The following is a 25,226-nucleotide window of genomic DNA, read 5'->3' as shown; positions in this document are numbered from 1 at the left end:
AGTCTGGAGATAAAATGACGCTAACGAGCAGCCATAGAAGACTGGCGATGCTGGATGTCATGCGATTTTTCGCAGCGATCGGCGTGATCTTCGTACATGTCTCATTCGTTGCGCGACCGTCGCCCGATATGGGGGAGTTCCTGCGTTTTCTCATGCGGTGGGCCGTACCATTTTTCTTTCTTCTGACCGGATATTTCCTACGATCGGAATCGGGTCTGCCGGTCGTGACGACTGACAGATTACGTAAATTGATCGTAATTTTAATTGCGGCAAATGTAATTTATATTCCGGTTTTAATTGCTTTCGATGGCATTACTGCAATGGATGTGAAGATAATTTTATCCGGAGCGTGGTTTCATTTATGGTTTTTGAGCTCGCTGGTCGTGGGACTGCTCACGTTTTTGCTGATCCCTAAACTGGAGATTTCGAGAAAATATATTACTGTAGTCTCTGTGACCTTCATTTTGTTGGCTCACATTTTCGATATAGTTTCATCATTCGATCCAAAATATATCCCGATCGCGCGTTTTTGTCGCTTCCTGATGGCTGGGCCGCTTATGTGGGTCGGTTTTCTGCTGGTGGATTGGCGCCGCTGGCGGCCTAACTCCTCCGGCGCGTTAGTTTTGCTCGCAAGCGGAGTGCTGGTCTGCTTCGCAGAGACGCTTTTTTATTCGAAAATCCAAACAAGCATATTTGACCGACAATATTCACTGGGCAGTCTCGCCATAGCTGTCGGGGCCATTCTCTGGGCCAGCGAGACGCAGAGGCAGGCTTGGGACCCGCTAGTGAAAATTGGTCGTGATTGTTCGTTGATGATTTATATAATACATCCGATTTTCTTGAAGGTGACGGCGATACTCGTTGGCCTTCTGGGGGTGACGGCGTCGTTGCCCTATTGGCAGGTACTAATCGGCGGCGTTTTTTCCATCTGTGCTGCATTGCTGATTGACCGATATTTACCTGTGGTCGCTAATCTTCTGAGGGGAGAGATGCCGTCGCTTCGGAAAGATTTTCACGCACGTTGATCGATATCTCGGATGGTGACAACGGGCGACGAAGACGCCGCCCGTTGTCATTTCGAATGAGCCTTAAAGTCCGTTTGCAACAATCAGCGCAACGACTTCGTCAGCAACGGCAGCCATTGCGGCATTAGTCAGATGGACGGTGTCCTGTAACAGCGACTGGCAGACGACTCCGGCCGAAATGTCTTTCAGATCCTGAGCAGATCCTGCCGCAAGTGCATTCATGAGTGGCGTAGGATCGAAGCTATGGACCCCGCTTGCCGCAATGTAATCGCGGATGGTTTCCATATCGGATGTGTAGGACGTTTTAATCCCGTTCGACGACGGCCCCACCGATACGCTCGGCACGAAAATGATCTTGGCTGCGTCGCCATGCCATTCGATAATGTCGTCGATCAAGCCACAAGTATAGGCAACTGAGGTATAGCTGTTTGCCGATCCGTCCCAGATGATAAGAGGTTTCCCTTTGATGGAGGGGCTGCTGAGCAGGCGGTCACGGACCTGTACCAATGTGGAGCCGCCGACAGCAGTATTGATGACCGTACGGCCGCTATCCGAGCGGACGGCACCAGAGAGCGAGACACCATTGGCGCCAGCCGTATAACTATCGCCTTCTGCCCAGATGTCGCTTGCATCGAAATGGGTTGAAGCATGCTGTAGCCACCAGTTAGGCTGCTGTTGAGGAATATAGCATCCCTTTCGGAAGCCGCTCCATGCATTGCCGGCCAGATTGCCGGCAAAACGCATAATTGCATAGCTTTCGATCTGCGTTGCTCCTGTCTTGACGAAAGGCGCACTGCCATTCACGCACGCGGTAAACACGGCATCCTTCCAGGCAATCGCAATCCGGATGGGGGCGCCGTTTGCGACCGTGGCCATGTTCGCGCCCTCCGCCCAGACATTGGTCTGGAAGGCGAAAACTGAGCCCGAAATCTGGCCGGTTGAGGCTGAGCGTGTAAAGCGAATGTAGTCGCGATCTCCGCTTTGCCCTGTAAGCGTATTGCTCAACTCAAACAGAACCTGATCGGTACCTGAGCTATCGGCAATGCCTTCGATAACGATCGTTCCTTCCGCCTGATTGAATTGAGCGAAAGGCTTGACTTCCGTCAGGACTACATCGTCGAAATATGATGTGCCTGTCGTGGAATTTGCCTGGTAGACGCCGGCGTAGCGCTGGCCGGAAGATGCCGACGGTACGATCACCGACTGTTCCCCCATGACCGAATTGAAGTTCGCGCCGATATAAATTCCTCCCGTCATACCGAGGTTGAGCGCCGATGCCGGGGCGAGCTGACCGCTCGTATTCGTCCCGCGCCGGCCCTTGAGACGCCAACGATAGGCCTTGCGTAAAAGCGGCAGATTGAAGCGCCAGCGAGCGCCGCTACCACCCGACGTCAATTCAAGCTCCCCGCCGACCGAGGCGATGGATGAGCCGCTCCCCACGGCGGTTAGCGCTGTCGTTGCCGAAAGATCGGCGACGCCGGGAAACTCGTTCGCAGCGCCGGGGATATCGTAAGGGCCGAACGTGCGCACGCCGGAGGTGCGTATGCCGGAAACGCCTGGCGTGGTCAGGAAATCTGTCTCAGATGAATATACGGTCTCGTTATACCAGCCGCGATTGTTCTCTGCGTCGAGAACGAAAGGAACGGGGGCACCAAGGTGATCGCGGGGAACCCATGACGGGATGGGCTCTTCGACACTGAGCGTCTGGGTGATCGTCTGCGACCATCCGGTTTCGTTGGAGGCGATGACTGTCAGCGTATAGGTTCCGACACCGAGGTCGCCGCCCACGCGAATTTCGTTGCCGACGACTTCTAGGTTGGAGTTCTGATCGTCAGTAAGGGTATAGGTAATATCCACTGGAGGCTCCGTGAAAAAAGCACCAACGACATAGCCGACTGTGGCGTCAGAGGTCAGTGGTGCATTGGGACTGAAATTGATGTGCTGGGGAATGGCGCTTTGTGCTCGTTGCAGAGCAGAAAGACCGCAGATGCCTACATCCAAGAGAAGCATCACGACGCTATTCGGTAAGCAGCTAGCGCCTTGGCTACGCTGCTATTGCACCCGATGTTGCGAGGTTCTTCATGTCGCAACTGTCCGAAATGCTGAATTGGGGGCTTTCGCCAGCAACTGAGCGGCGGACTTGAGCATCGTCCGCGGGAATAAGAGCTTGAAATAAGATGGGCTGCCATTTCGGTCTCCTGTCAAACAAAACGAAGACGCAGTCTTTCCGTGGCATGCGCTTCGTAATGTCCGATTGTAGGGACGGGCTGGCAGGCGGGGATGATTTAGAGTGATATGAGCTCGATATCAGCTTAAAGATAATTTTTTAACAGGTGAGAAAGTCTAAGCTATCTTATTGGGAGGACAGTCGTTTTATAGGCGTCTGAACATTTTTGAATTTATTGTTTCGCAATATCAGATCTTCCACGCCTAATCCGATGTTGACGCCTATGTCGTTATATTCGACTTGATTATCTTCAATGAGGACGTTGCGAACCGCGGGGAACTGGCGCGATCGGCCGTCCACGATAATTGATGAGCCGGATTGCAACTGGTTGCCACGGATGACGATCCCGAGCGTAAGCAGGGTTGTATTGCCTTCGAACTGCCGCCCGGTGGCGTCGATTGCTGATGACCTTACCAAAGGAACGGAAGCAATCTTGTTGTCGAGAAACTGAATATAGAAATTGGGCTGCGCCTGATAATAATTGAGCGCGGTCGCAACGAGGCCGCTGCTGCGCTCTGTGCTGTTTTCCGCAAAGACATGCTTATAGCCAGTGCCGAATATCTGGGCAGGTCCCGTATCGGTAAAGCTGTTGCCGATGACGAGGAAGTTTTCCTGCATGCTTGTGATGGAGACAACGGACTTCTCGTCAATCAGACCGGAGATATCCCGATCCAGTTCCAGCGAATCGCCTTGGTGCCGTACGACATGCGCTAATAGGCCCAGACCGCGCCCTTGCAGCACAAAAAAACCGGCCCCGTCCAATTGCCGTCTTTTCGAGTGCCCAAACCCTCTGGGTTCGCTATCTTGACCGTGTTGGGGGACGTTACCGTGACCGCTCCCCGATAGTAACCGCCAGGACCATCCGAGGTCATGGCTTCCCGATCCCAACCCAGTATCGTTTCAAAGCTGTTGTGGCGTATCAGGACATTGCGGGCAAACGGCCCGTCGAATGTATTGATTCCTCCACCAGCCGCTTGCATGTCGTGGCCAACGATGCGGTTGTTCTCAAAAATCACGCCATCGGGCGCCGAAATTCCGTACCAGCCCAAACGGCCGTTACGAAACGTATTGTTGGTGACATAGGCGCCAGCTGTTTGCGTCAGAACGATCGGTCGCATCGACGTCAATATATCGCAGCCCTCGACTCGAATGTTGCGGCCGCCCAACAGAAGTCCGACGACGCCGTCGCGTCGGTGACGTTGCATCGGCTCAAGTCTCTCCCGCAACTGATCTTTTTGCAGGTGACCGGTAAACGCGCTGGCGCGGACGATGACGTTTCGAATGGTAATGTTCTGTCCGACAGTTGCGCCGGACGCCAGATCAAGGCCGCCTTTGACAATGTGGAAATGCCGTTGGGCGTAGATCGTCAGGTCTTCGACTGCAAAATCCCGCACCCCCTGGATCAGCGAATCGGGAGGCGTGTCGGCGTCCTTCCAGATCAGGGTAACAAGGCCGGAGCCTTCACCCTTCAAACTGACGCCGTCGGGAATGGTCAGAGAATCCGTGAAGCGATAGACTCCATAGTGCAGAAGCAGGGTGCCGCCGCCGCGTCTGCTCAGCGCCTGGAGGGACGCATTGATCCGCGCCGTATCGTTATTGGACGGTGCGTCTGGCTGGTTGGCAAAAAGCTCCATGACCGGCCTATCGGTGGGCGCAGACGCCTCCACGACAATTTTTCCCGCATCACGCCAGGCGGACAGATCGCCCGCGCCGTTCCAAAGCTTGACCTGATAGACGCCGGTCTTGAGTGATTCTGGAATGGGATAGGTCGCGGACCACATATCCGGCGTGGTGGCCCTGATTTCGGTAGCCTTGCCGTCGGTCGAGGTCAATTGTGCTACGGAGCCGTCTTTGATTGCGATATTACGGCCCGAAATACGCAGCCATCCCCCGGGCGTCACCGCGGTCCCGCGGTCTCCCTGGCTCCAATAGATGTCGGGCGCATTGATTTGAAAAACGGCGCGATCGGCGCCGGACTGAGCCGAAACGGAAAAAACACCAGTCTGGAACTGGGCGGGGAGAACAAAGGAAAGCGTATTTTCCGATTTCCCCAATATTTCCGCCTGCGTCGCTGCGGACTTTTTCAGATCGGCAGCAGAATCATCCAGCCTTGAAACTTCGACTCTGTCGACTTCTGCGAATCCCGAACCGCTTACCTGTACAGTCTGTCCAGGCTGAACCGGATCACTTGCCCAGAAAACCAAAGGCTCGGCGGCGCCTGCTTGGTGCGCAAGGGCAAGGCTGACAAACGTAGCGACGAATGCGGAATAAAAGCTGCGAGATTTATTCGAGGTTCCGAGGGTCATAGGCCAAATCATCGCTGTTCCGCCGTCAATTGTGGGCTACGGCAAGTTAAATGCCGCGCATGACGGCACTTTATAGCGAGTTCATTGCAACGCAATAAAGTCTGGCTGCAGTTGTAGGGATTCCGACCGCACAACGGCCAGATATCACCAAGAATACCTGGAAATGCGTGAAGAAAACAAATCTGACATTCAGGGAAAAATGGTGGGCGATGAGAGACTCGAACTCCCGACATCCTCGGTGTAAACGAGGCGCTCTACCAACTGAGCTAATCGCCCGTTCGCGTTTCGGATCATTCGTCCGCCGCGTCGGTGGCCGTGATCTATGCGGATCGTGGAAAAACCGCAAGAGCCTTCATGATGTTTTTTTGAAAATTTTGGGGAGAGCCTTACAGAACGTCGGCGTGACAAGGGCAGGGGTGTGGAAAGCGTCCGGCCGTCATTCTTTTGTCTTGAAGCCTGCTTGACACCCGAACGCGAACCTCCTAGTAAGCCGCCAACCGAGCGGTCGAGGCCGCCCGGAGCGGAGGGTTCGCCCTTCGGAGGGCGAAGGTCCTGGAGATAAAAGTGCGGGTGTAGCTCAGTCGGTTAGAGTGCCGGCCTGTCACGCCGGAGGTCGCGGGTTCGAGCCCCGTCACTCGCGCCATTCTCCTCCTCGAATTCTGCCTTTCGGTTTCGGCCGTCGGGTTTGCCGCATGCGGCAATATGCGCGGGTGTAGCTCAGTCGGTTAGAGTGCCGGCCTGTCACGCCGGAGGTCGCGGGTTCGAGCCCCGTCACTCGCGCCATTTTTCTCATAAATCCTCCGTGTCTGCTGATCCCTATTGCTGGTTGATCGGCATGTCTTCCGCCCGTTGCAAAGCGCACCTATCGTGCTTGTGATGATACGGTCTGGCGTAATCGTTTGAATTGCTCCATTTTGGCACAGGATGGTATGTTCAAAAGGCTTGCGCCACAGCGCGGGCTGCGCTAGTCACGGCATTATTGCAATGCACGTTCGCTTAGCCCGTGCATTGGGTTTCAGAAAGCGTCGCCAGACGCTTCAAGGCTAGCTGGGATCGAATACAATGAGTGAACTCCTCACTTCCTATATCCCGATCGCGATTTTCATCGGAATCTCCTTGGTGATCGGTATCGCGCTTCTGGTGGCGCCGTTTGCCGTCGCCTACAAGGCGCCCGATTCGGAAAAGCTGTCGGCTTACGAATGCGGCTTCAACGCCTTCGACGACGCCCGTATGAAGTTCGATATCCGATTCTATCTGGTCTCGATTCTCTTCATCATCTTCGACCTCGAAGTCGCCTTCCTGTTCCCTTGGGCTGTCTCGTTCGGTGACATGGGCTGGTTCGGTTTCTGGTCGATGATGGTGTTCCTCGGTGTTCTGACCATCGGCTTTATCTATGAATGGAAGAAAGGAGCGCTCGAATGGGAGTAGTCGATAACGGCAGCACCCTTGTCGCGCCTCAGGCCAAGGGTATCATTGATCCCAATACCGGTCGTCCGATCGGTGAAAACGACGCGTTCTTCGGCGAGATCAACAATGAACTCGCCGACAAGGGCTTTCTCGTCACCTCCACCGACGAGCTGATCAACTGGGCTCGTACCGGCTCGCTGATGTGGATGACCTTTGGTCTTGCCTGCTGCGCAGTCGAGATGATGCAGCTCTCCATGCCGCGTTACGACGTCGAGCGTTTCGGCTTTGCGCCGCGCGCTAGCCCACGCCAGTCCGACGTGATGATCGTCGCTGGCACGCTGACCAACAAGATGGCGCCCGCGCTCCGCAAGGTCTATGACCAGATGCCGGAGCCGCGTTACGTTATCTCCATGGGTTCCTGCGCCAATGGCGGCGGTTATTACCACTATTCCTATTCGGTCGTTCGCGGTTGCGACCGCGTCGTGCCGATCGACATCTACGTACCGGGCTGTCCCCCCACGGCAGAGGCGCTGCTTTACGGCGTGCTTTTGCTGCAGAAGAAAATCCGGCGGACCGGCACGATCGAGCGCTGACGGCTTGAGGACAAAATGATGAGTGAAGCCCTTATTGAGCTTTCGACCTATATCCGTGAAGCGCGTCCTGCGCTCGTCGATGATGCTGTGCTCGCCTATGACGAGCTGACGCTGACGACGAGCGGCGAGAGCCTGCTTCCGTTGCTCACCTTTCTGCGCGATGACGTGCAATGCGGTTTCATCAGCTTCATCGACATTTGCGGTGTGGATTACCCGGCGCGCGCAAAGCGCTTCGACGTCGTCTACCACCTCCTGTCGCCGCGCCAGAACATGCGCATCCGCGTCAAAGTGGCGACCGCCGAGGATGAGCCTGTTCCGTCGGCTTTCGGTATCTATCCGGGTGCCGACTGGTTCGAGCGCGAAGCCTGGGACATGTACGGCATCCTGTTCACCGGCCACCCGGACCTTCGCCGCATCTTGACGGATTACGGCTTTGAAGGTCACCCGCTGCGCAAGGACTTTCCGACGACTGGTTTTGTCGAGGTTCGTTACGACGACAACGCCAAGCGCGTCGTCTATGAACCCGTCGAACTGCGTCAGGAATTCCGCAATTTCGATTTCCTGTCCCCTTGGGAAGGTACGGATTACGTGCTTCCGGGTGACGAAAAAGCTAAGGCCTGAGACCGGCGCGATCGCGCCGGCCAACCGCACTTCTTTCCCGCTTGGCGCGGTGATCCGCCCGGCATGGAGCGAGCAGCATGACCGAACATAACGTCCGCAATTTCAATATCAACTTCGGACCGCAGCATCCGGCGGCGCACGGCGTGTTGCGTCTTGTCCTGGAACTGGACGGCGAAATTGTGGAACGCGTCGATCCGCATATCGGCCTGCTGCATCGCGGCACCGAAAAGCTGATCGAAACCAAGACCTACCTGCAGGCACTGCCCTATTTCGACCGCCTCGATTACGTGGCGCCGATGAACCAGGAGCATGCCTATTCCCTGGCCGTCGAAAAGCTTCTCGACATCCAGATTCCGATCCGCGGCCAGCTGATCCGTGTGCTTTATTCGGAAATCGGCCGCATCCTGTCGCATCTTCTGAACGTCACGACCCAGGCCATGGACGTCGGCGCGCTGACGCCGCCGCTCTGGGGCTTCGAAGAGCGCGAAAAGCTGATGGTGTTCTACGAGCGCGCCTGCGGTGCCCGCATGCACGCCGCTTATGTTCGTCCGGGCGGTGTTCATCAGGATCTGCCGCATGAACTGGTCGAGGATATCGGCAAGTGGTGCGACGAATTCCCGTCCAAGCTCGACGATATCGATGATCTCTTGACCGGCAACCGAATCTTCAAGCAGCGTAACGTCGATATTGGCGTGGTGAAGCTGGAAGACGCATGGGCCTGGGGCTTCTCGGGCGTCATGGTTCGCGGTTCGGGCGCTGCCTGGGACCTGCGCCGTTCGCAGCCTTACGAGTGCTATTCGGATCTCGAATTCGATATCCCGATCGGCAAGAACGGCGACTGCTACGATCGTTACCTGATCCGCATGATCGAGATGCGCGAAGCGTGCAAGATCATGAAGCAGTGCGTCAACCGTCTGCTTTCCGATGCCAAGACCGGCCCGTTCTCCTCGACGGACGGCAAGGTCGTGCCGCCGAAGCGTGGCGAGATGAAGCGCTCGATGGAAGCGCTGATCCATCATTTCAAGCTCTACACCGAAGGCTATCACGTGCCGGCCGGTGAGGTTTATGCCGCGGTTGAAGCTCCGAAGGGCGAATTCGGCGTCTTCCTCGTCGCCGATGGCACCAATAAGCCGTATCGCTGCAAGATTCGCGCTCCGGGTTATGCCCACCTCCAGGCCATGGACTTCATCTGTCGCGGCCACCAGCTGGCGGACGTGTCGGCAGTCCTCGGTTCGCTCGATATCGTGTTCGGTGAGGTGGACCGCTGATGATCCGCGCCGTTACCGTCATTGCTGGCCTGGCTGTTGCCGCACCGGCTGCGTTCGCGCAGAAGGCTCCGGACACATCGCCTCAGAACGGCTCGACGGCATCAGGCGGATCAAGGTCGATGCGCGATCTTCTGTCCGACGGGTACGAGATCAAGGCATCCGTTCCCAACGGAACAAAGTTCATAGTGTTCATGCAGAAAGACAAGTCTGCCTATGCCTGCGAATTCGTGACGCTCACGACTTCGCGGTGTGGATCCATAAACTGATAAGGCGTGGAAAAGAATGTCCGTTCGTCGATTAGCCGAAGACAAGGTGCAGCCGGCAGCATTCGGCTTCAATGAAGAGAATGCTGTCTGGGCCGATGCAACGATCAGGAAATATCCGGAAGGCCGGCAGCAGTCTGCCGTCATCCCGCTCCTGATGCGTGCGCAGGAACAGGATGGCTGGGTCACCAAGGCGGCGATCGAATATGTGGCGAACCGGCTGGAAATGCCGTTGATCCGTGTTCTCGAAGTCGCGACTTTCTATACCCAGTTCCAGCTGAAGCCGGTCGGTACCCGCGCCCATATCCAGGTTTGCGGCACCACCCCCTGCATGCTGCGCGGCGCCGAAGACCTGATGAAGGTCTGTCAGCACAAGATTCATCACGACCCGTTCGAGCTCAATGCCGACGGCACGCTGTCGTGGGAAGAGGTCGAATGTCAGGGCGCGTGCGTCAACGCACCGATGGTCATCATCTTCAAGGATGCCTATGAGGACCTGACGCCGGAACGCCTGGAAGAAATCATCGACGCATTCGAAGCCGGCAAGGGTGCTGAAGTAAAGGCTGGTCCGCAGATCGCCCGCGATTTCTCCGCTCCGGAAGGCGGCGCGACGACGCTGCTCGAAGACATCAAGCCGGTTCGCACCAATCTCGAGCCGCAGCCGGCTCCTGTCGTCGACGCAGCCCCGGTTCCACCGGCGGAAGCTGCACGTCCGAAGGACACGGCTCCCGAGACCGATCCCAAGTTGAAGACGCCGGTAACCGCTCCGGCTGCTGCCGCGGCAAACGCCAAGGCTGCCGAAGCCGAGCCGGTCGCCACGAAGTCTGCAGCCAAGGCCGAAAAACCTTCGCTCGACGATCCTCGCCGCCCAAAGGGCATCGACAAGCCGGCAACTCCGGACGATCTGCAGCTCATCTCCGGCGTCGGTCCGAAGATTGAGTCGATCCTCCACGATATCGGCATCTTCACCTTCGCCCAGATTGCAGCCTGGAAGCAGGACGAGATCGAGTGGGCGGATGGTTATCTGAATTTCCGTGGCCGCATCGAACGCGACGACTGGGTCAAGCAAGCTGATGCGCTGGCCAGGGGCGGTGAAGCCGAATACATTAAAGTCTTCGGCAAGAAGCCGCGGTAAGAGGGTGAGACATGCTTAAGGATCAAGATCGCATTTTCACCAATATCTACGGCCTCAAGGACAAGTCCCTGAAAGGCGCGATGAGCCGCGGCCATTGGGACGGCACCAAGATCATCCTTGAAAAGGGTCGTGACTGGATCATCAACGAGATGAAGGCTTCCGGTCTTCGCGGTCGTGGCGGCGCAGGCTTCCCGACCGGTCTCAAGTGGTCCTTCATGCCGAAGGAGTCGGACGGTCGCCCGCATTATCTCGTCGTCAATGCCGACGAGTCGGAGCCGGGCACCTGCAAGGATCGCGACATCATGCGCCACGATCCGCATACGCTGATCGAAGGCTGCGTGATCGCCGGTTTCGCGATGGGCGCCCACACGGCCTATATCTATCTGCGTGGCGAATACATGCGCGAGCGTGAAGCCCTGCAGGCCGCGATCGACGAATGTTACGATGCCGGCCTTCTCGGCAAGAACAACAAGAACGGCTGGGATTACGATATCTACCTGCATCACGGTGCGGGCGCCTATATCTGCGGCGAAGAGACGGCCCTGCTCGAAAGCCTCGAAGGCAAGAAGGGCCAGCCGCGCCTGAAGCCGCCGTTCCCGGCAAACATGGGTCTCTATGGCTGCCCGACCACGGTCAACAACGTCGAATCGATCGCCGTTGCCCCGACCATCCTGCGTCGCGGAGCTGGCTGGTTCTCCTCGATCGGCCGCCCGAACAATGTCGGCACCAAGCTCTTCATGATCTCGGGCCACGTCAACAAGCCCTGCACGGTCGAAGAGGCCATGGGCATCCCGTTCCGCGAACTGATCGACAAGCATGCCGGCGGCATCCGCGGCGGCTGGGACAATCTGCTCGCCGTCATTCCCGGCGGCGCATCCTGTCCGGTCATCAAGGGCGAGGACATGGGCGACGCGATCATGGACTTCGACGGCATGCGCGACAAGAAATCGTCGTTCGGCACTGCCGCGATCATCGTCATGGACAAGTCGACCGACATCATCAAGGCAATCGCCCGCTTGTCGGCCTTCTTCAAGCACGAGAGCTGCGGCCAGTGCACGCCGTGCCGCGAAGGCACCGGCTGGATGTGGCGCGTCATGGAGCGCATGGTGAAGGGCAATGCCCAGAAGCGCGAAATCGACATGCTGCTGCAGGTGACCAAGCAGATCGAAGGTCACACCATCTGTGCGCTGGGTGATGCGGCCGCCTGGCCGATCCAAGGTCTCATCCGGAATTTCCGGCCTGAGATCGAAGCACGTATCGATCAGTACAGCCACAATGCCACGGCGCATGGCGCCGTTCTGGAAGCTGCGGAGTAACGACATTGGTACAGTCGGGCAAAGATCGGGATACGGAGGCGACGGAACGTCCGGCGCACGATCCCGCGCGCCCGGCAAACCCGATGTCCGACCTGCCGTATTTTTCCGAGGCATTGTCGCTTAACCCGCTTCTGGCAAACCCTGCCGCAGCCATGGCTGCGGCAACCGCGATCGGTTTCGGTTTTGCAAACCAAATGGCAAGTGCGTTCTTCGGCGTGATGCAGGGGGCGCTTGAAACGGCCAATCGTCAGGGCGCTGTGAAAGAGGCAGAGGTGGCTCCGGTCAAGGCTGAAGCGCCGGTCGTCGCCGAGCCCGCCAAGGCTCCCGAGGTGGTCGCCGAAGCAGTCGAACTGCCGAAGGCGAAGCCCGCGAGTAAGCCGGTTGCCCAAAAAGCGACTGTGCAGCCCGTGGGTATGGTCATTCCGGAAGCGGCTGTGAAGCCGAAACCAAAAAAGGCCACGAAGCTTGCAGCCGGAATTGCGCCGGCGGCGGTTGTCGAGCCCGCGCTACAGGCAGTCATCGCGTCTGCGCCGGAGGCCGTCATCAAGGCGGCAGCGAAGACCAGGAAGGTTTCGGTAAAACCGGCTGACGGCGACCTGAAGGGAATTTCAGGCATCGGCCCGAAGCTGGAAGGCCTTCTGAAAGAGAAGGGCGTTACCGTCGCCAAGATCGCGGCCTGGACGAACAAGGATATCGCCCGGTTCGACAAGGAACTGGGTTTCGAAGGGCGCATCGTTCGAGACGACTGGGTCGGCCAGGCGAAAGCTCTGTTGAAATAAAAAGGATTATGTCCCGTGAGTCGCGGCTCGAGGGATGAACTGAGGACGTAAGTGAGACGATGGTTAAGCTGAAGGTTGACGGCAGGGAAGTCGAAGTTCCGGATCATTTCACGCTGCTCCAGGCGTGCGAGGAAGCCGGTGCCGAGGTTCCGCGCTTTTGTTTCCACGAGCGTCTTTCGGTGGCGGGTAACTGCCGCATGTGTTTGATCGAGGTAAAGGGTGGCCCTCCGAAGCCGGCGGCATCCTGCGCAATGGGCGTGCGCGATATCCGCGGCGGCCCGAACGGCGAATTGCCGGAAGTCTTCACCAACACGCCGATGGTCAAGAAGGCCCGCGAAGGCGTGATGGAATTCCTGCTGATCAACCATCCGCTGGATTGCCCGATCTGCGACCAGGGCGGCGAATGCGACCTGCAGGACCAGGCGATGGCCTTCGGTATCGACAGCTCGCGCTACACTGAAAACAAGCGCGCCGTCGAAGACAAGTATATCGGCCCGCTGGTCAAGACCGTGATGAACCGCTGCATCCACTGCACGCGCTGCGTCCGCTTCACCACCGAAGTCGGCGGTATTTCCGAACTCGGCCTGATTGGCCGCGGTGAAGATGCCGAGATCACCACCTATCTCGAACACGCCATGACCTCCGAGCTGCAGGGCAATGTCATCGACCTTTGCCCGGTCGGCGCGCTGACCTCGCGTCCGTTCGCCTTCACGGCTCGCCCGTGGGAATTGAACAAGACCGAATCGATCGACGTCATGGACGCGCTCGGCTCGGCGATCCGCGTCGATACCCGCGGCCGCGAAGTGATGCGCATCATGCCGCGCGTCAACGAGCAGGTGAATGAGGAGTGGATCTCCGACAAGACCCGCTTCATCTGGGATGGCCTGAAGACCCAGCGCCTTGACCGTCCTTATGTTCGCAAGAACGGCCGCCTGGCAGCCGCTTCCTGGGGTGAAGCCTTCGGCGCTATCAAGGCAGCCGTTTCGGGCGTTGCTGCCAGCAAAATCGGCGCGATCGCCGGCGATCTTGCTTCCGTCGAAGAAATGTACGCGCTGAAGGAACTGATCCGTTCGCTTGGCTCGGAGAACCTCGACTGTCGCCAGGACGGGACGGCGCTTGATCCGTCGCTCGGCCGCGCAAGCTACCTCTTCAACCCGACCATCGAAGGCATCGAACAGGCCGGCGCTCTGCTGCTGATCGGCGCCAACCCGCGCCTCGAAGCGGCCGTCCTCAACGCCCGCATCCGCAAACGCTTCCGCCGCGGCAATTTCCCGATCGGCGTGATCGGCGAAGTCAACGAACTGCGTTATCCTTACGAATATCTGGGTGCCGGCACCGATACGCTTGCCGATCTCGCTTCGGGCGCCAACGGCTTCGTCGACAAGCTGCGCGCTGCCAAGAACCCGATGATCATCGTGGGGCAGGGGGCTCTGACGTCTCCGAATGGCGCGGCGATCCTCGCTGCCGCTGCCCAGTTGGCCGGTTCGGTGGGCGTTCTGACGGAGGAGTGGAACGGTTTCGCCGTGTTGCATACCGCAGCAGCGCGTGTCGGCGGCCTCGACCTCGGCTTCGTGCCGGGTGCGAACGGTGTCGATGCGGCTGCTCAGCTTTCCGGCATGGACGTTCTCTTCCTGCTCGGTGCCGACGAACTCGAGTTCTCGAAGAAGGGCGCCAAGTTCACCGTCTATATCGGCAGCCACGGCGATGCCGGCGCGCATCATGCCGACGTCATCCTGCCGGGTGCGGCCTATACCGAAAAGTCCGGAACCTGGGTCAATACCGAAGGCCGCGTTCAGATGGGCAACCGCGCCGGTTTCGCACCGGGCGATGCCCGCGAAGACTGGGCGATCCTGCGCGCACTTTCCGACGTGCTCGGAAAGAAGCTGCCCTTCGATTCGCTGCCCGCGCTGCGTGCAAAGCTTTACGCTGACTACCCGCATTTCGCGGCGATCGACGAGATTGCAGCCGGCTCGGTGAACGAAATTGCCGCACTCGGACAAAAAGCCGGTGACATGACCAAAACCGGGTTTGCGTCGCCGATCAAAGACTTCTATTTGACGAACCCGATCGCTCGCGCATCCGCCGTCATGGCGGAGTGCTCGGCATTGGCCCGCAACAATTTCCAGGCTGCGGCGGAGTAATTCAGACCATGGACTCGTTCTTTTCCATCTACGTTTGGCCGGGCCTGATCATGGTCGCGCAGTCGCTGCTGCTGCTGGTCTGCCTGCTCGTCTTTATCGCCTATATCCTGCTTGCCGACCGTAAGATCTGGGCAGCCGTCCAGCTGCGCCGCGGCCCGAACGTCGTCGGTCCCTTCGGTCTGTTCCAGTCCTTTGCAGACTTGCTGAAGTTCGTCTTCAAGGAGCCTGTCATCCCGGCCGGCTCGGACAAGGCGGTTTTCCTGCTCGCTCCGCTGGTCGCCGTGACCCTGGCGCTTGCCACCTGGGCGGTCGTGCCGGTTGCGGATGGCTGGGTTATTTCCAACATCAATGTCGGCATCCTCTACATCTTCGCGATCTCGTCGCTCGAAGTGTACGGCATCATCATGGGGGGCTGGGCTTCGAACTCGAAGTACCCGTTCCTCGGCGCGCTCCGTTCGGCAGCGCAGATGGTGTCCTATGAAGTGTCGATCGGTTTCGTCATCGTCACCGTTCTGCTGTGCGTCGGCTCGCTGAACCTGACCGACATCGTCAATGCCCAGCATGACGGTCTCGGTACCATGATCGGCCTGCCGGCCTCCTTCCTCGACTGGCACTGGCTGGCGCTCTTCCCGATGTTCGTGGTGTTCTTCATCTCGGCACTGGCTGAAACCAACCGCCCGCCCTTCGACCTTCCGGAAGCGGAATCGGAACTGGTTGCCGGTTTCATGGTCGAATACGGCTCCACCCCGTACATGATGTTCATGCTGGGTGAATATGCCGCGATCGTCCTGATGTGCGCGCTGACCACCATCCTGTTCCTCGGTGGCTGGCTGCCGCCGGTCGATATCTGGATCCTCAATTGGGTACCGGGCATCATCTGGTTCATCCTGAAATGCCTGCTCGTCTTCTTCATGTTCGCCATGGTGAAGGCCTTCGTACCGCGCTACCGCTACGACCAGCTCATGCGTCTTGGCTGGAAAGTCTTCCTGCCGATCTCGCTCGCCATGGTCGTCATCACCGCATTCGTGCTGAAGCTGACGGGATGGGCATGAGAATGTCGATTGACAATTCCCGTCAAGCCTCTGGCGTCATTGGAGAATAACGATGGCAAGTCTCTCAGCAGCCGTCAATTCGGTCTTCCTGAAGGAATTCGTCGGGGCGTTCTTCCTGTCGATGCGCTATTTCTTCAAGCAGAAGGCGACGATCAACTACCCGTTCGAAAAAGGCCCGGTTTCGCCGCGCTTCCGCGGCGAGCACGCGCTGCGCCGTTATCCGAACGGCGAAGAGCGCTGCATCGCCTGCAAGCTGTGCGAGGCGATCTGTCCTGCCCAGGCGATCACCATCGAGGCAGGTCCGCGCCGCAATGACGGCACCCGCCGCACGGTGCGTTACGATATCGACATGGTGAAGTGCATCTATTGCGGCTTCTGCCAGGAAGCGTGCCCGGTCGACGCCATCGTCGAGGGCCCGAACTTCGAATTCTCGACCGAGACGCGCGAAGAACTCTATTTTGACAAAGCGCGTCTGCTTGAGAACGGCGACCGCTGGGAGCGGGAAATCGCCCGCAATATCGCTCTGGATGCGCCCTACCGCTGAGGCAGGACGCATTCTTCCCGGTGCTGCTTCAGTCTGGCCCTTGGTCAGCGAGCGAAGTGCCGGTGACATCTGGATGAAATGCCCGGTGCGTAACACTCCGCCGGGTTTCGACGGGTAGGGCTTGTGAAGCCCGATCCTGGTTGAGGGACGAAAAGGCACCACGATGGGTCTGCAGGCTATCTTCTTCTATCTCTTCGCGTTCGTCGCGGTGGCGTCGGCGTTCATGGTCATTTCGGCCAAGAACCCGGTCCACTCGGTGCTCTTCCTCATTCTCGTCTTCTTCAACTCGGCGGGCCTCTTCCTGCTGACGGGCGCCGAGTTCCTGGCGATGATACTGTTGGTCGTTTATATCGGCGCGGTCGCGGTTCTCTTCCTCTTCGTCGTCATGATGCTCGACATCGATTTTGCGGAATTGCGCTCCGGCGTGCTGCAATATGCGCCCGTCGGCATCCTGATCGGCCTGATTGTCGCAGCCGAGCTGGTCGTCGTGGTCGGCGGCAGCGTGCTGACGCCGCAGGCCGCCAAGGCGATCACCATGCCGATCCCGAACCCGGCGGTGCGCACCAACACCGCGGCGCTCGGCGATGTGCTCTATACGAATTATGTCTACTTCTTCCAGCTCGCCGGCCTCGTGCTGCTGGTGGCGATGATCGGCGCGATCGTGCTGACGCTCCGTCACCGTCAGCACATCAAGCGCCAGGATATTTCTGCACAGGTTGCGCGCACGCCCGAAACCGCCGTCGAGGTGGTCAAGGTCAAGCCGGGCCAGGGCGTCTGAAGCGGTTACAAGGAACAGAAAAATGGAAATCGGTCTTTCCCATTATCTCACGCTCAGCGCCATCCTGTTCACGATCGGCGTCTTCGGCATCTTCCTGAACCGCAAGAACGTCATCATCATCCTGATGTCGGTGGAGCTCATCCTGCTCTCGGTCAACCTCAACATGGTGGCCTTCTCGTCTTTCCTGAACGACATCGTCGGGCAGGTCTTCGCATTGTTCATTCTGACCGTCGCGGCCGCGGAAGCCGCTATCGGTCTTGCAATTCTCGTCGTCTTCTACCGTAACCGCGGCTCGATCGCGGTCGAAGACGTCAATATGATGAAGGGCTGATCGGGTCATGATCTACAAGGCAATTGTCTTCCTTCCCCTGATCGGCTTCCTGATCGCCGGCCTTTTCGGCCGCCAGATCGGTGCCAAGGCATCCGAATACATCACCAGCGGCCTGATGATCGTCGCGGCCGTGCTGTCATGGATCGTCTTCTTCAACGTCGCGCTCGCCCACGGCGAAGCCGGCGAGGTGATCAAGGTTCCGGTCATGCGCTGGATCCAGTCCGGCGGCATCGATGTCGAATGGGCTTTCCGCGTCGATACGCTGACGGCGATCATGTTCGTCGTCGTCAATTCCGTCTCGACGCTCGTGCATGTCTATTCGATCGGCTACATGCACCACGATCCGCATCGGCCGCGTTTCTTCGCCTACCTGTCGCTCTTCACCTTCGCGATGCTGATGCTCATCACGTCGGACAATCTGGCCCAGATGTTCTTCGGATGGGAAGGCGTTGGTCTGGCGTCCTACCTGCTGATCGGCTTCTGGTTCAAGAAGCCGTCCGCTTCGGGCGCCGCGATGAAGGCCTTCATCGTCAACCGCGTCGGCGACTTCGGTTTCGTGCTCGGCATTGCCGGCGTCTTCGTTCTGTTCGGCTCGATCAGCTTCGAGACGATCTTCGCGGCTGCCGCCACCTACCTGCCGCATGAAGGTTCGCCGGAAGCCGCCCAGGCGGTCGTCAACATTTTTGGCATGACGCTCGACAAGGCGAACGCCATCACCGTCGTCTGCCTGCTGCTCTTCATGGGCGCCATGGGCAAGTCGGCGCAGTTCCTGCTCCACACCTGGCTGCCGGACGCGATGGAAGGCCCGACACCGGTCTCCGCGCTCATCCATGCCGCAACCATGGTCACCGCCGGCGTTTTCCTCGTCGCCCGCATGTCGCCGCTGTTCGAACTGTCGCCGAATGCGCTGCTCGTCGTGACGATCATCGGCGCGATCACCGCCTTCTTCGCGGCGACCGTCGGCCTCGTGCAGAACGACATCAAGCGCGTCATCGCCTATTCCACCTGCTCGCAGCTCGGCTACATGTTCGTGGCGCTCGGCGTCGGTGCCTATGGCGCGGCGATCTTCCACCTCTTCACGCACGCCTTCTTCAAGGCTCTGCTGTTCCTTTGCGCCGGCTCGGTCATCCATGCCGTCGATGGCGAGCAGGACATGCGTTACATGGGCGGCCTGCGTCCGCATATCAAAGTCACCTTTGCGATGATGATGATCGGTACCTTCGCCATCACCGGCGTCGGCATTCCGTTCACGCCGGTCGGTTTCGCCGGCTTCTTCTCGAAGGACGTGATCATCGAGGCTGCCTACGCATCGCACTCGGCTGCTTCCGGCTTTGCCTTCACGCTGCTGGTCATCGCCGCGATGTTCACCAGCTTCTATTCCTGGCGCCTGATCTTCCTGACCTTCTTCGGAAAGCCGCGTGCGAGCCACGAAGTCATGCACCACGTGCATGAGAGCCCGCAGGTCATGCTGGTCCCGCTTTATCTTCTGGCGATCGGCGCGGTCGTGGCAGGCTTCGTATTCGAAGGCTACTTCTACGGCGAGGAATATGCCGAATTCTGGAAGGGCGCGCTGTTCACCTCCGAACATAACGAACTGCTGCACGAATTCCATCACGTGCCGGCGCTGGTGGCCCTGAGCCCCTTCATCGCCATGGTGATCGGTTTCGTCACTGCCTGGTATTTCTACATCAAGTCGCCGTCCACGCCGCGTCGTCTGGCCGCTTCCCAGCAGGGCCTCTACCAGTTCCTGCTCAACAAGTGGTACTTCGACGAACTTTACGACTTCCTCTTCGTCCGCTCCGCCAAGGCGCTCGGCCGGTTCCTTTGGAAGAAGGGTGACATCGGCGTCATCGACACTTACGGCCCGAACGGCGTTGCCGCCCGCGTCGTCGACGTCACCAACCGGGTCGTCAAACTGCAGTCCGGTTACCTTTATCACTATGCGTTCGCGATGCTGATCGGTATCGCCGCCCTCGTCACCTGGATGATGCTCGGGAGCTCAATCTAATGACCGACTGGCCAATTCTCTCGACGGTCACCTTCCTGCCGCTGGTCGGCGTCCTCCTTCTGCTTCTGACGAAGGAAGACGGCCAGTTCGGTCGCCGCAACATCCTGAACGTCTCGCTGTTCACGACGGTCTTCACCTTCATCGTCTCGCTCTTCATCTGGATCGGCTTCGACAATTCGAACCCGGGCTTCCAGATGGTCGAGAAGCACGAGTGGCTGAGCAGCGGCATCTCCTATCATCTCGGCGTCGACGGCATTTCCATGCTGTTCGTCATCCTGACGACCTTCCTGATGCCCTTCTGCGTGCTCGCAAGCTGGGAATCGGTCGGCAAGCGCCTCAAGGAATACATGATCGCCTTCCTGCTTCTGGAAGTGGTCATGACCGGCGTCTTCGTCGCGCTCGATACCGTTCTGTTCTACGTCTTCTTCGAAGCGACGCTGATCCCGATGTTCGTCATCATCGGCGTCTGGGGCGGCAAGGATCGCGTCTACGCGTCCTACAAGTTCTTCCTCTACACGCTGCTCGGCTCGGTCCTCACCATGCTCGCCATCATGGCGATGTACTGGCAGGCCGGCACGACCGACATTACCGAGCTGCTGAAATACGGCTTCCCGGCCGGCATGCAGACCTGGCTCTGGCTCGCCTTCTTCGCAGCCTTCGCCGTTAAGATGCCGATGTGGCCTGTGCATACCTGGCTTCCGGACGCCCACGTTCAGGCGCCGACGGCAGGTTCCGTCATCCTGGCCGGTGTCATGCTGAAGCTCGGCGGTTACGGCATGATCCGGTTTTCGATCGCCATGCTGCCGATCGCCTCGGACTATTTCGCGCCCTTCGTCTTCTCGCTGTCCGTCATCGCGATCATCTACACATCGCTGGTGGCGATGATGCAGGAAGACATCAAGAAGCTGATCGCCTATTCGTCTGTCGCCCATATGGGTTATGTGACGATGGGTATCTTCGCCGCCAACGTTCAGGGCGTGCAGGGTGCGATCTTCCAGATGCTGTCGCACGGCATTGTCTCCGGCGCGCTCTTCCTCTGCGTCGGCGTGGTCTATGACCGCCTCCACACCCGCGAGATCGCGGCCTATGGCGGTCTGGTCAACAACATGCCGAAATACGCCGTGGCCTTCATGATCTTCACCATGGCGAATGTCGGCCTGCCGGGCACGTCCGGCTTCATCGGCGAATTCCTGACGATCATCGGCGTCTTCCGGGTCAACACCTGGGTGGCACTCTTCGCGGCAACCGGCGTCATCCTGTCGGCTTCCTACGCGCTGTGGCTCTATCGCCGGGTGATCTTCGGTTCACTCGACAAGGAAAGCCTGAAGAGCCTGCTCGACCTTTCGACCCGCGAAAAGATCATTCTCTATCCGCTGATCGCGCTCACCATCTTCTACGGCTTCTACCCGGCACCGATCTTCGATGCCACGGCGGCCTCCGTGGACCTGCTGGTAAACAACTATTCCGCAGCCCTTGCGGCGGCGAAAACCCTTGCACTCAACGTGCACTGAGACGGGACACGACTGGACATGACCGCTGAACTCCTTTCCCAAAGCCTGCAGCTCTCCATGCCGGAGCTTATCCTGGCTGTGGGTGCGCTCGTTCTCCTGATGATCGGTGTCTTTTCCGGTGAGAAGTCGTCGGTGACGGTCACCGGACTGGCGGTGGCGCTGCTCGCCGTCGCCGGCCTCTGGCTGATCTTCGCACCCGCCGAAGGCCAGGCCTATGGCGGCGCTTTCATCCTCGATCCCTTCGCCCGCTTCATGAAGGTTCTGGCGCTGATCGGCTCGATCACCGCCATGGTCATGTCGGTCGGCCATGCGAAGTCTGACCAGCTGAACCAGTTTGAATTCCCGGTCCTGCTGGTGCTTTCGACGCTCGGCATGCTGGTGCTGATCTCGGCAAACAGCCTGATCTCGCTTTATCTCGGCCTCGAACTGATGTCGCTGGCGCTCTACGTCGTGGCTGCTTTCAACCGTGACAGCCTGCGTTCGACGGAAGCCGGCCTCAAGTATTTCGTCCTTGGCGCGCTCTCCTCCGGCATGATGCTTTACGGCATGTCGCTGGTCTACGGCTTCACCGGCAATACCGGCTTCGATGGCATTGCCGCCGTGCTTTCCAGCGAACACCGTCACCTCGGCCTCGTCTTCGGCATGGTCTTCATGCTGGCCGGCGCCTGCTTCAAGATTTCCGCCGTGCCGTTCCACATGTGGACGCCGGACGTTTATGAAGGCGCACCGACCCCGGTTACCGCCTTCTTCTCCGCCGGCCCGAAGGTCGCGGCCATGGCGATCTTCGTCCGCCTCGTCTCCGACGCCTTCCTGCCGATCGTCGCCGACTGGCGCCAGGTTGTCGTTTTCGTGGCGATCGCCTCGATGCTGCTCGGTTCGTTCGCAGCCATCGGCCAGCGCAACATCAAGCGACTGATGGCCTATTCGTCGATCGGTCACATGGGTTACGCGCTGGTGGGCCTTGCCGCCGGCACCGAGACCGGCGTCTCGGGCGTCGCGCTTTATATGGCGATCTACATGGTCATGACGCTTGGCACCTTCGCCTGCATCATGGCGATGCGCCGCAAGGAGGGCGGCAATGTCGAGAATGTCGACGATCTCGCCGGCCTGTCCTCCACCAAGCCGTTCATGGCGATCGTGCTGACCGCGCTGATGTTCTCGATGGCAGGCATTCCGCCACTCGCAGGTTTCTTCGCAAAGTACTTCGTTTTCGTCGCCGCGATCCAGGCCAAGCTTTATGTCTTGGCCGTCATCGGCGTCCTGTCTTCTGTCGTCGGCGCCTACTACTATCTGCGCATCGTCAAGCTGATGTGGTTCGATGAAGCCAAGGGCGAGTTTGCCCGCATCTCCGGCGAACTGCGTCTGGTCTTCGGTCTTTCCGGTCTGTTCGTCGTCGGCTACGTGCTGTTCGGCGGCCCGATCGGCACGGCTGCAAGTGCTGCCGCGAAGTCCTTCTTCTGAGAATGGCAGTCAGCGGCCGACGCTTCTCGCTCGATGCGTTTCGTCATGAAGCCCTGAGCGAAGTCGGTTCCACCAATAGCGAATGTCTCGCCCGCGCTCGCGCGGGCGATTCCGGTTTGTTATGGCTCACGGCCACACGCCAGAACGCCGGTAGAGGCCGTCGTGGCCGCGCGTGGACCTCCGAGCCGGGCAATCTCTATGCCTCCCTGCTACTGATCGATCCGGCCGAGCCCGAACGCCTGGGCTCGCTGCCATTGGCGGTCGCCGTGGCCGTTCATGCCGCTCTTCGCTCCGTCCTGCCACCTGGCGGTGATGCGCTGGAGGTAAAGTGGCCGAACGACATCCTGATTGGCCGCAGGAAGACCTGCGGCATTCTGCTGGAAGGCGAGGGACTGCCGAATGGTCGCCGGGCGCTGGTGATCGGCATCGGCATCAACATCCGCCATATGCCTGACAATGCGCCCTATGGCGTGACCCGGCTCGCAGATCACGGCGCCAATATTTCGCCTGAAGAATTGTTCGCCCACCTCTTTCGGGAAATGGCCGATGTGCTCGGAACCTGGAATGAGGGACGCGGTATCGCTGAAATCAGCCGGCGCTGGCGGGAAATCGCCTGCGGTATCGGTGAAAAAATCACCGTGAACCTCCCTGACCGCTCGCTTGTTGGCACGTTCAGGGGTATCGATGAACGAGGATTTCTGCTGCTCGACACCGAAGATGGCCTGGCTGTGCCGATTGCCGCCGGTGATGTGTTTTTCGCAAGAACGGAATAATAAAGAATATGTCTAAACAGGAAGAACTGGTGTTCCTGCCGCTCGGCGGCGTGGGCGAGATCGGCATGAACCTCGCTCTCTACGGCTATGGCACGCCGGAGAAACGCCAGTGGATCATCGTCGATTGCGGCGTGACTTTTCCGGGTCCGGATCTACCGGGCGTCGATCTCGTTCTGCCGGATATCCGCTATCTCGCCAACCAGCGCAGCAATGTGAAGGGCATGATCATCACTCATGCGCATGAGGACCACTACGGCGCGATGAACGATCTGTGGCCAGGCCTCAACATACCGGTTTATGCCTCGCCCTTTACCGCCGGCATGCTGGAAGCCAAGCGCAACTATGAAGGCTCGCGCGCCGAAATCCCGGTGACGATCTTCAAGGCAGGCGACAAGATCAATGTCGGCCCGTTCGAGATCGAAGCCGTTGGCGTCAACCATTCGATCCCGGAGCCGATGTCGCTGGTCATCCGCACGCCGCTCGGCAATGTCGTGCATACCGGCGACTGGAAGATCGACCATGCGCCGTCGCTTGGGCCGATGACGGACGAAGCCCGGTTCCGGAAGCTCGGTGACGAGGGCGTCCTGGCGCTGATGTGCGATAGCACCAATGCAATGCGCGAAGGCGTTTCGCCCTCTGAAGAAGAAGTCTCCGAAGGCCTTCGCAAGGTTATCGAAAGCGCCGAAGGCCGCGTGGCGATCACCACATTCTCCTCGAATGTCGGCCGTATCCGCTCGATTGCACAAGCCGCAGAGGCCGCCGGCCGCGAGGTGCTGTTGCTCGGTTCGTCGCTGAAGCGCGTCGTCGCGGTCGCACAGGATATCGGCATTATGGAGGGCCTGAAGCCCTTCATCGCCGAGGATGAGTTCGGTTATATCCCGCGCGACAAGGTCGTGGTCATCCTGACCGGCAGCCAGGGCGAACCGCGCGCAGCTCTTGCCAAGATCGCCCGCGATGAAATGCGCAACGTAGCGTTTGCCGCGGGTGATACGGTCGTGTTTTCCTCACGCGCCATCCCGGGCAACGAGAAGGCGATTATCGAGATCAAGAACGGCTTGATCGAACAGGGCATCAAGGTGGTGACCGATGGCGATGCGCTGGTGCATGTCTCCGGCCACCCGCGTCGCAACGAACTGCTCCAGATGTACGAATGGACGCGGCCGCAAATCCTCGTGCCCGTACACGGCGAGGCGGCCCACCTCGTGGCCCAGGCCGAACTTGGCGCTTCCGCCGGCATCAAGACCATCCCGCGCGTCCGCAATGGCGACATGCTGCGGCTGGCGCCGGGCCCTGCCGAAGTTATCGATGAAGCGCCGCATGGCCGCGTCTTCAAGGACGGCAAACTGATTGGCGATTTCGAGGAGATGGGCATCGGCGACCGCCGCAAGCTCTCCTTCGTCGGCCATGTCTCGGTCAACGTATTGCTGGACAACCGCTACGACTTCCTGACCGATCCGGATGTCGTCGCTTTCGGTCTGCCGGAATTCGATGACGAGGGTGAAGCAATCGAAGATGCGCTCTACGACGCGGTTCTCGGCGCCATCGAAAGCGTCCCGCGTGCACGCCGCAAGGACCTCGATATGCTGCGCGAAGCGGTACGGCGGGCGGTTCGCGCGGCCGCCAACGAGGCTTGGGGGAAGAAGCCGGTGGTAACGGTGTTTGTGACGCGGGTGTAAAAGGGCTTCGA

Annotated in this window: 22 protein-coding genes and 3 tRNA genes; 21 read left to right on the top strand and 4 right to left on the bottom strand. The window is 59.1% G+C overall.

Annotated elements, in window-relative coordinates; translation table 11 throughout:
* Positions 1 to 47: 47 nt before the first annotated feature.
* Positions 48 to 1,025: an acyltransferase gene (locus tag KX729_RS02995; RefSeq protein ID WP_219740933.1), complete on the top strand. Its 978-nt coding sequence runs from the start codon at positions 48 to 50 to the stop codon at positions 1,023 to 1,025.
* 63 nt (positions 1,026 to 1,088) lie between these two features.
* On the opposite strand, the gene KX729_RS02990 is transcribed toward KX729_RS02995, so the two are convergent.
* The 4 genes from KX729_RS02990 to KX729_RS02975 all read right to left on the bottom strand — a co-directional run bounded on the left by KX729_RS02990 (position 1,089) and on the right by KX729_RS02975 (position 5,834).
* A complete protein-coding gene (locus KX729_RS02990; protein ID WP_219740932.1) occupies positions 1,089 to 3,038 on the bottom strand; it encodes an SGNH/GDSL hydrolase family protein in 1,950 nt (649 codons plus the stop codon).
* A gap of 340 nt (positions 3,039 to 3,378) precedes the next feature.
* Positions 3,379 to 4,014 carry a hypothetical protein gene (locus KX729_RS02985; protein WP_219740931.1) on the bottom strand — a complete coding sequence of 212 codons (636 nt, stop codon included), beginning with the start codon at positions 4,012 to 4,014 and terminating at the stop codon, positions 3,379 to 3,381.
* Complete coding sequence (locus tag KX729_RS02980) at positions 3,963 to 5,558, bottom strand: right-handed parallel beta-helix repeat-containing protein (RefSeq protein WP_219740930.1); 1,596 nt, start codon at positions 5,556 to 5,558, stop codon at positions 3,963 to 3,965. The genes KX729_RS02985 and KX729_RS02980 overlap by 52 nt, the downstream gene beginning before the upstream one ends.
* Before the next feature lie 200 nt (positions 5,559 to 5,758).
* Positions 5,759 to 5,834: transfer RNA gene (locus KX729_RS02975), tRNA-Val, on the bottom strand.
* Positions 5,835 to 6,124: 290 nt separating this feature from the next.
* Between KX729_RS02975 and KX729_RS02970 the strand changes: the two genes are divergently transcribed.
* The 20 genes from KX729_RS02970 to KX729_RS02875 all read left to right on the top strand — a co-directional run bounded on the left by KX729_RS02970 (position 6,125) and on the right by KX729_RS02875 (position 25,215).
* Positions 6,125 to 6,201: transfer RNA gene (locus KX729_RS02970), tRNA-Asp, on the top strand.
* A 63-nt stretch (positions 6,202 to 6,264) separates the two neighbouring features.
* Positions 6,265 to 6,341 (top strand) — tRNA-Asp (locus KX729_RS02965).
* Positions 6,342 to 6,620: 279 nt separating this feature from the next.
* Complete coding sequence (locus KX729_RS02960) at positions 6,621 to 6,986, top strand: NADH-quinone oxidoreductase subunit A (RefSeq protein WP_025554758.1); 366 nt, start codon at positions 6,621 to 6,623, stop codon at positions 6,984 to 6,986.
* Positions 6,977 to 7,558, top strand: coding sequence for a NuoB/complex I 20 kDa subunit family protein (locus KX729_RS02955; RefSeq protein WP_025554760.1), 582 nt, complete (start codon positions 6,977 to 6,979; stop codon positions 7,556 to 7,558). The genes KX729_RS02960 and KX729_RS02955 overlap by 10 nt, the downstream gene beginning before the upstream one ends.
* Before the next feature lie 18 nt (positions 7,559 to 7,576).
* A complete protein-coding gene (locus tag KX729_RS02950) occupies positions 7,577 to 8,179 on the top strand; it encodes an NADH-quinone oxidoreductase subunit C (protein WP_219740929.1) in 603 nt (200 codons plus the stop codon).
* 77 nt (positions 8,180 to 8,256) lie between these two features.
* Positions 8,257 to 9,447, top strand: coding sequence for an NADH-quinone oxidoreductase subunit D (locus tag KX729_RS02945; RefSeq protein ID WP_219740928.1), 1,191 nt, complete (start codon positions 8,257 to 8,259; stop codon positions 9,445 to 9,447).
* The gene (locus tag KX729_RS02940; protein ID WP_219740927.1) at positions 9,447 to 9,713 is read left to right on the top strand and encodes a hypothetical protein; all 267 of its coding nucleotides are present in this window, start codon (positions 9,447 to 9,449) and stop codon (positions 9,711 to 9,713) included. The genes KX729_RS02945 and KX729_RS02940 overlap by 1 nt, the downstream gene beginning before the upstream one ends.
* 16 nt (positions 9,714 to 9,729) lie before the next feature.
* Complete coding sequence (locus tag KX729_RS02935) at positions 9,730 to 10,845, top strand: NADH-quinone oxidoreductase subunit E (RefSeq protein ID WP_219740926.1); 1,116 nt, start codon at positions 9,730 to 9,732, stop codon at positions 10,843 to 10,845.
* Between the two features lie 11 nt (positions 10,846 to 10,856).
* Complete coding sequence (nuoF, locus tag KX729_RS02930) at positions 10,857 to 12,161, top strand: NADH-quinone oxidoreductase subunit NuoF (RefSeq protein WP_025554832.1); 1,305 nt, start codon at positions 10,857 to 10,859, stop codon at positions 12,159 to 12,161.
* A 5-nt stretch (positions 12,162 to 12,166) separates the two neighbouring features.
* Positions 12,167 to 12,940, top strand: coding sequence for a helix-hairpin-helix domain-containing protein (locus KX729_RS02925; RefSeq protein ID WP_219740925.1), 774 nt, complete (start codon positions 12,167 to 12,169; stop codon positions 12,938 to 12,940).
* 59 nt (positions 12,941 to 12,999) lie between these two features.
* Positions 13,000 to 15,081: an NADH-quinone oxidoreductase subunit NuoG gene (gene nuoG, locus KX729_RS02920; RefSeq protein ID WP_219740924.1), complete on the top strand. Its 2,082-nt coding sequence runs from the start codon at positions 13,000 to 13,002 to the stop codon at positions 15,079 to 15,081.
* Between the two features lie 8 nt (positions 15,082 to 15,089).
* Positions 15,090 to 16,133, top strand: a complete 1,044-nt coding sequence (nuoH, locus tag KX729_RS02915) for an NADH-quinone oxidoreductase subunit NuoH (protein WP_219740923.1) — start codon at positions 15,090 to 15,092, stop codon at positions 16,131 to 16,133.
* Between the two features lie 52 nt (positions 16,134 to 16,185).
* Entirely contained in the window at positions 16,186 to 16,677 is a 492-nt protein-coding gene (nuoI, locus tag KX729_RS02910) for an NADH-quinone oxidoreductase subunit NuoI (protein ID WP_219740922.1), read from the top strand.
* A gap of 163 nt (positions 16,678 to 16,840) precedes the next feature.
* A complete protein-coding gene (locus KX729_RS02905; RefSeq protein ID WP_219740921.1) occupies positions 16,841 to 17,455 on the top strand; it encodes an NADH-quinone oxidoreductase subunit J in 615 nt (204 codons plus the stop codon).
* A 22-nt stretch (positions 17,456 to 17,477) separates the two neighbouring features.
* Entirely contained in the window at positions 17,478 to 17,786 is a 309-nt protein-coding gene (gene nuoK / locus KX729_RS02900) for an NADH-quinone oxidoreductase subunit NuoK (protein ID WP_219740920.1), read from the top strand.
* Positions 17,787 to 17,793: 7 nt separating this feature from the next.
* Positions 17,794 to 19,794 carry an NADH-quinone oxidoreductase subunit L gene (gene nuoL / locus KX729_RS02895; protein ID WP_219740919.1) on the top strand — a complete coding sequence of 667 codons (2,001 nt, stop codon included), beginning with the start codon at positions 17,794 to 17,796 and terminating at the stop codon, positions 19,792 to 19,794.
* Positions 19,794 to 21,305: an NADH-quinone oxidoreductase subunit M gene (locus tag KX729_RS02890; RefSeq protein ID WP_219740918.1), complete on the top strand. Its 1,512-nt coding sequence runs from the start codon at positions 19,794 to 19,796 to the stop codon at positions 21,303 to 21,305. Before nuoL ends, KX729_RS02890 begins: the two co-directional genes overlap by 1 nt.
* Before the next feature lie 18 nt (positions 21,306 to 21,323).
* The gene (nuoN, locus tag KX729_RS02885) at positions 21,324 to 22,766 is read left to right on the top strand and encodes an NADH-quinone oxidoreductase subunit NuoN (RefSeq protein WP_219740917.1); all 1,443 of its coding nucleotides are present in this window, start codon (positions 21,324 to 21,326) and stop codon (positions 22,764 to 22,766) included.
* Positions 22,767 to 22,768: 2 nt separating this feature from the next.
* Positions 22,769 to 23,539: a biotin--[acetyl-CoA-carboxylase] ligase gene (locus tag KX729_RS02880; protein WP_219740916.1), complete on the top strand. Its 771-nt coding sequence runs from the start codon at positions 22,769 to 22,771 to the stop codon at positions 23,537 to 23,539.
* 8 nt (positions 23,540 to 23,547) lie between these two features.
* Positions 23,548 to 25,215 (top strand): ribonuclease J, encoded by a 1,668-nt coding sequence (locus tag KX729_RS02875; protein WP_219740915.1) that lies wholly within the window; start codon positions 23,548 to 23,550, stop codon positions 25,213 to 25,215.
* The last annotated feature ends 11 nt before the right edge of the window (positions 25,216 to 25,226 follow it).

It is taken from the genome of Neorhizobium populisoli (genome assembly GCF_019430945.1).
Lineage (GTDB): Bacteria > Pseudomonadota > Alphaproteobacteria > Rhizobiales > Rhizobiaceae > Neorhizobium > Neorhizobium populisoli.
The sequence above is the reverse complement of the archived record's forward strand: the minus strand, read 5'-3'. Positions and strand labels throughout refer to the sequence as shown.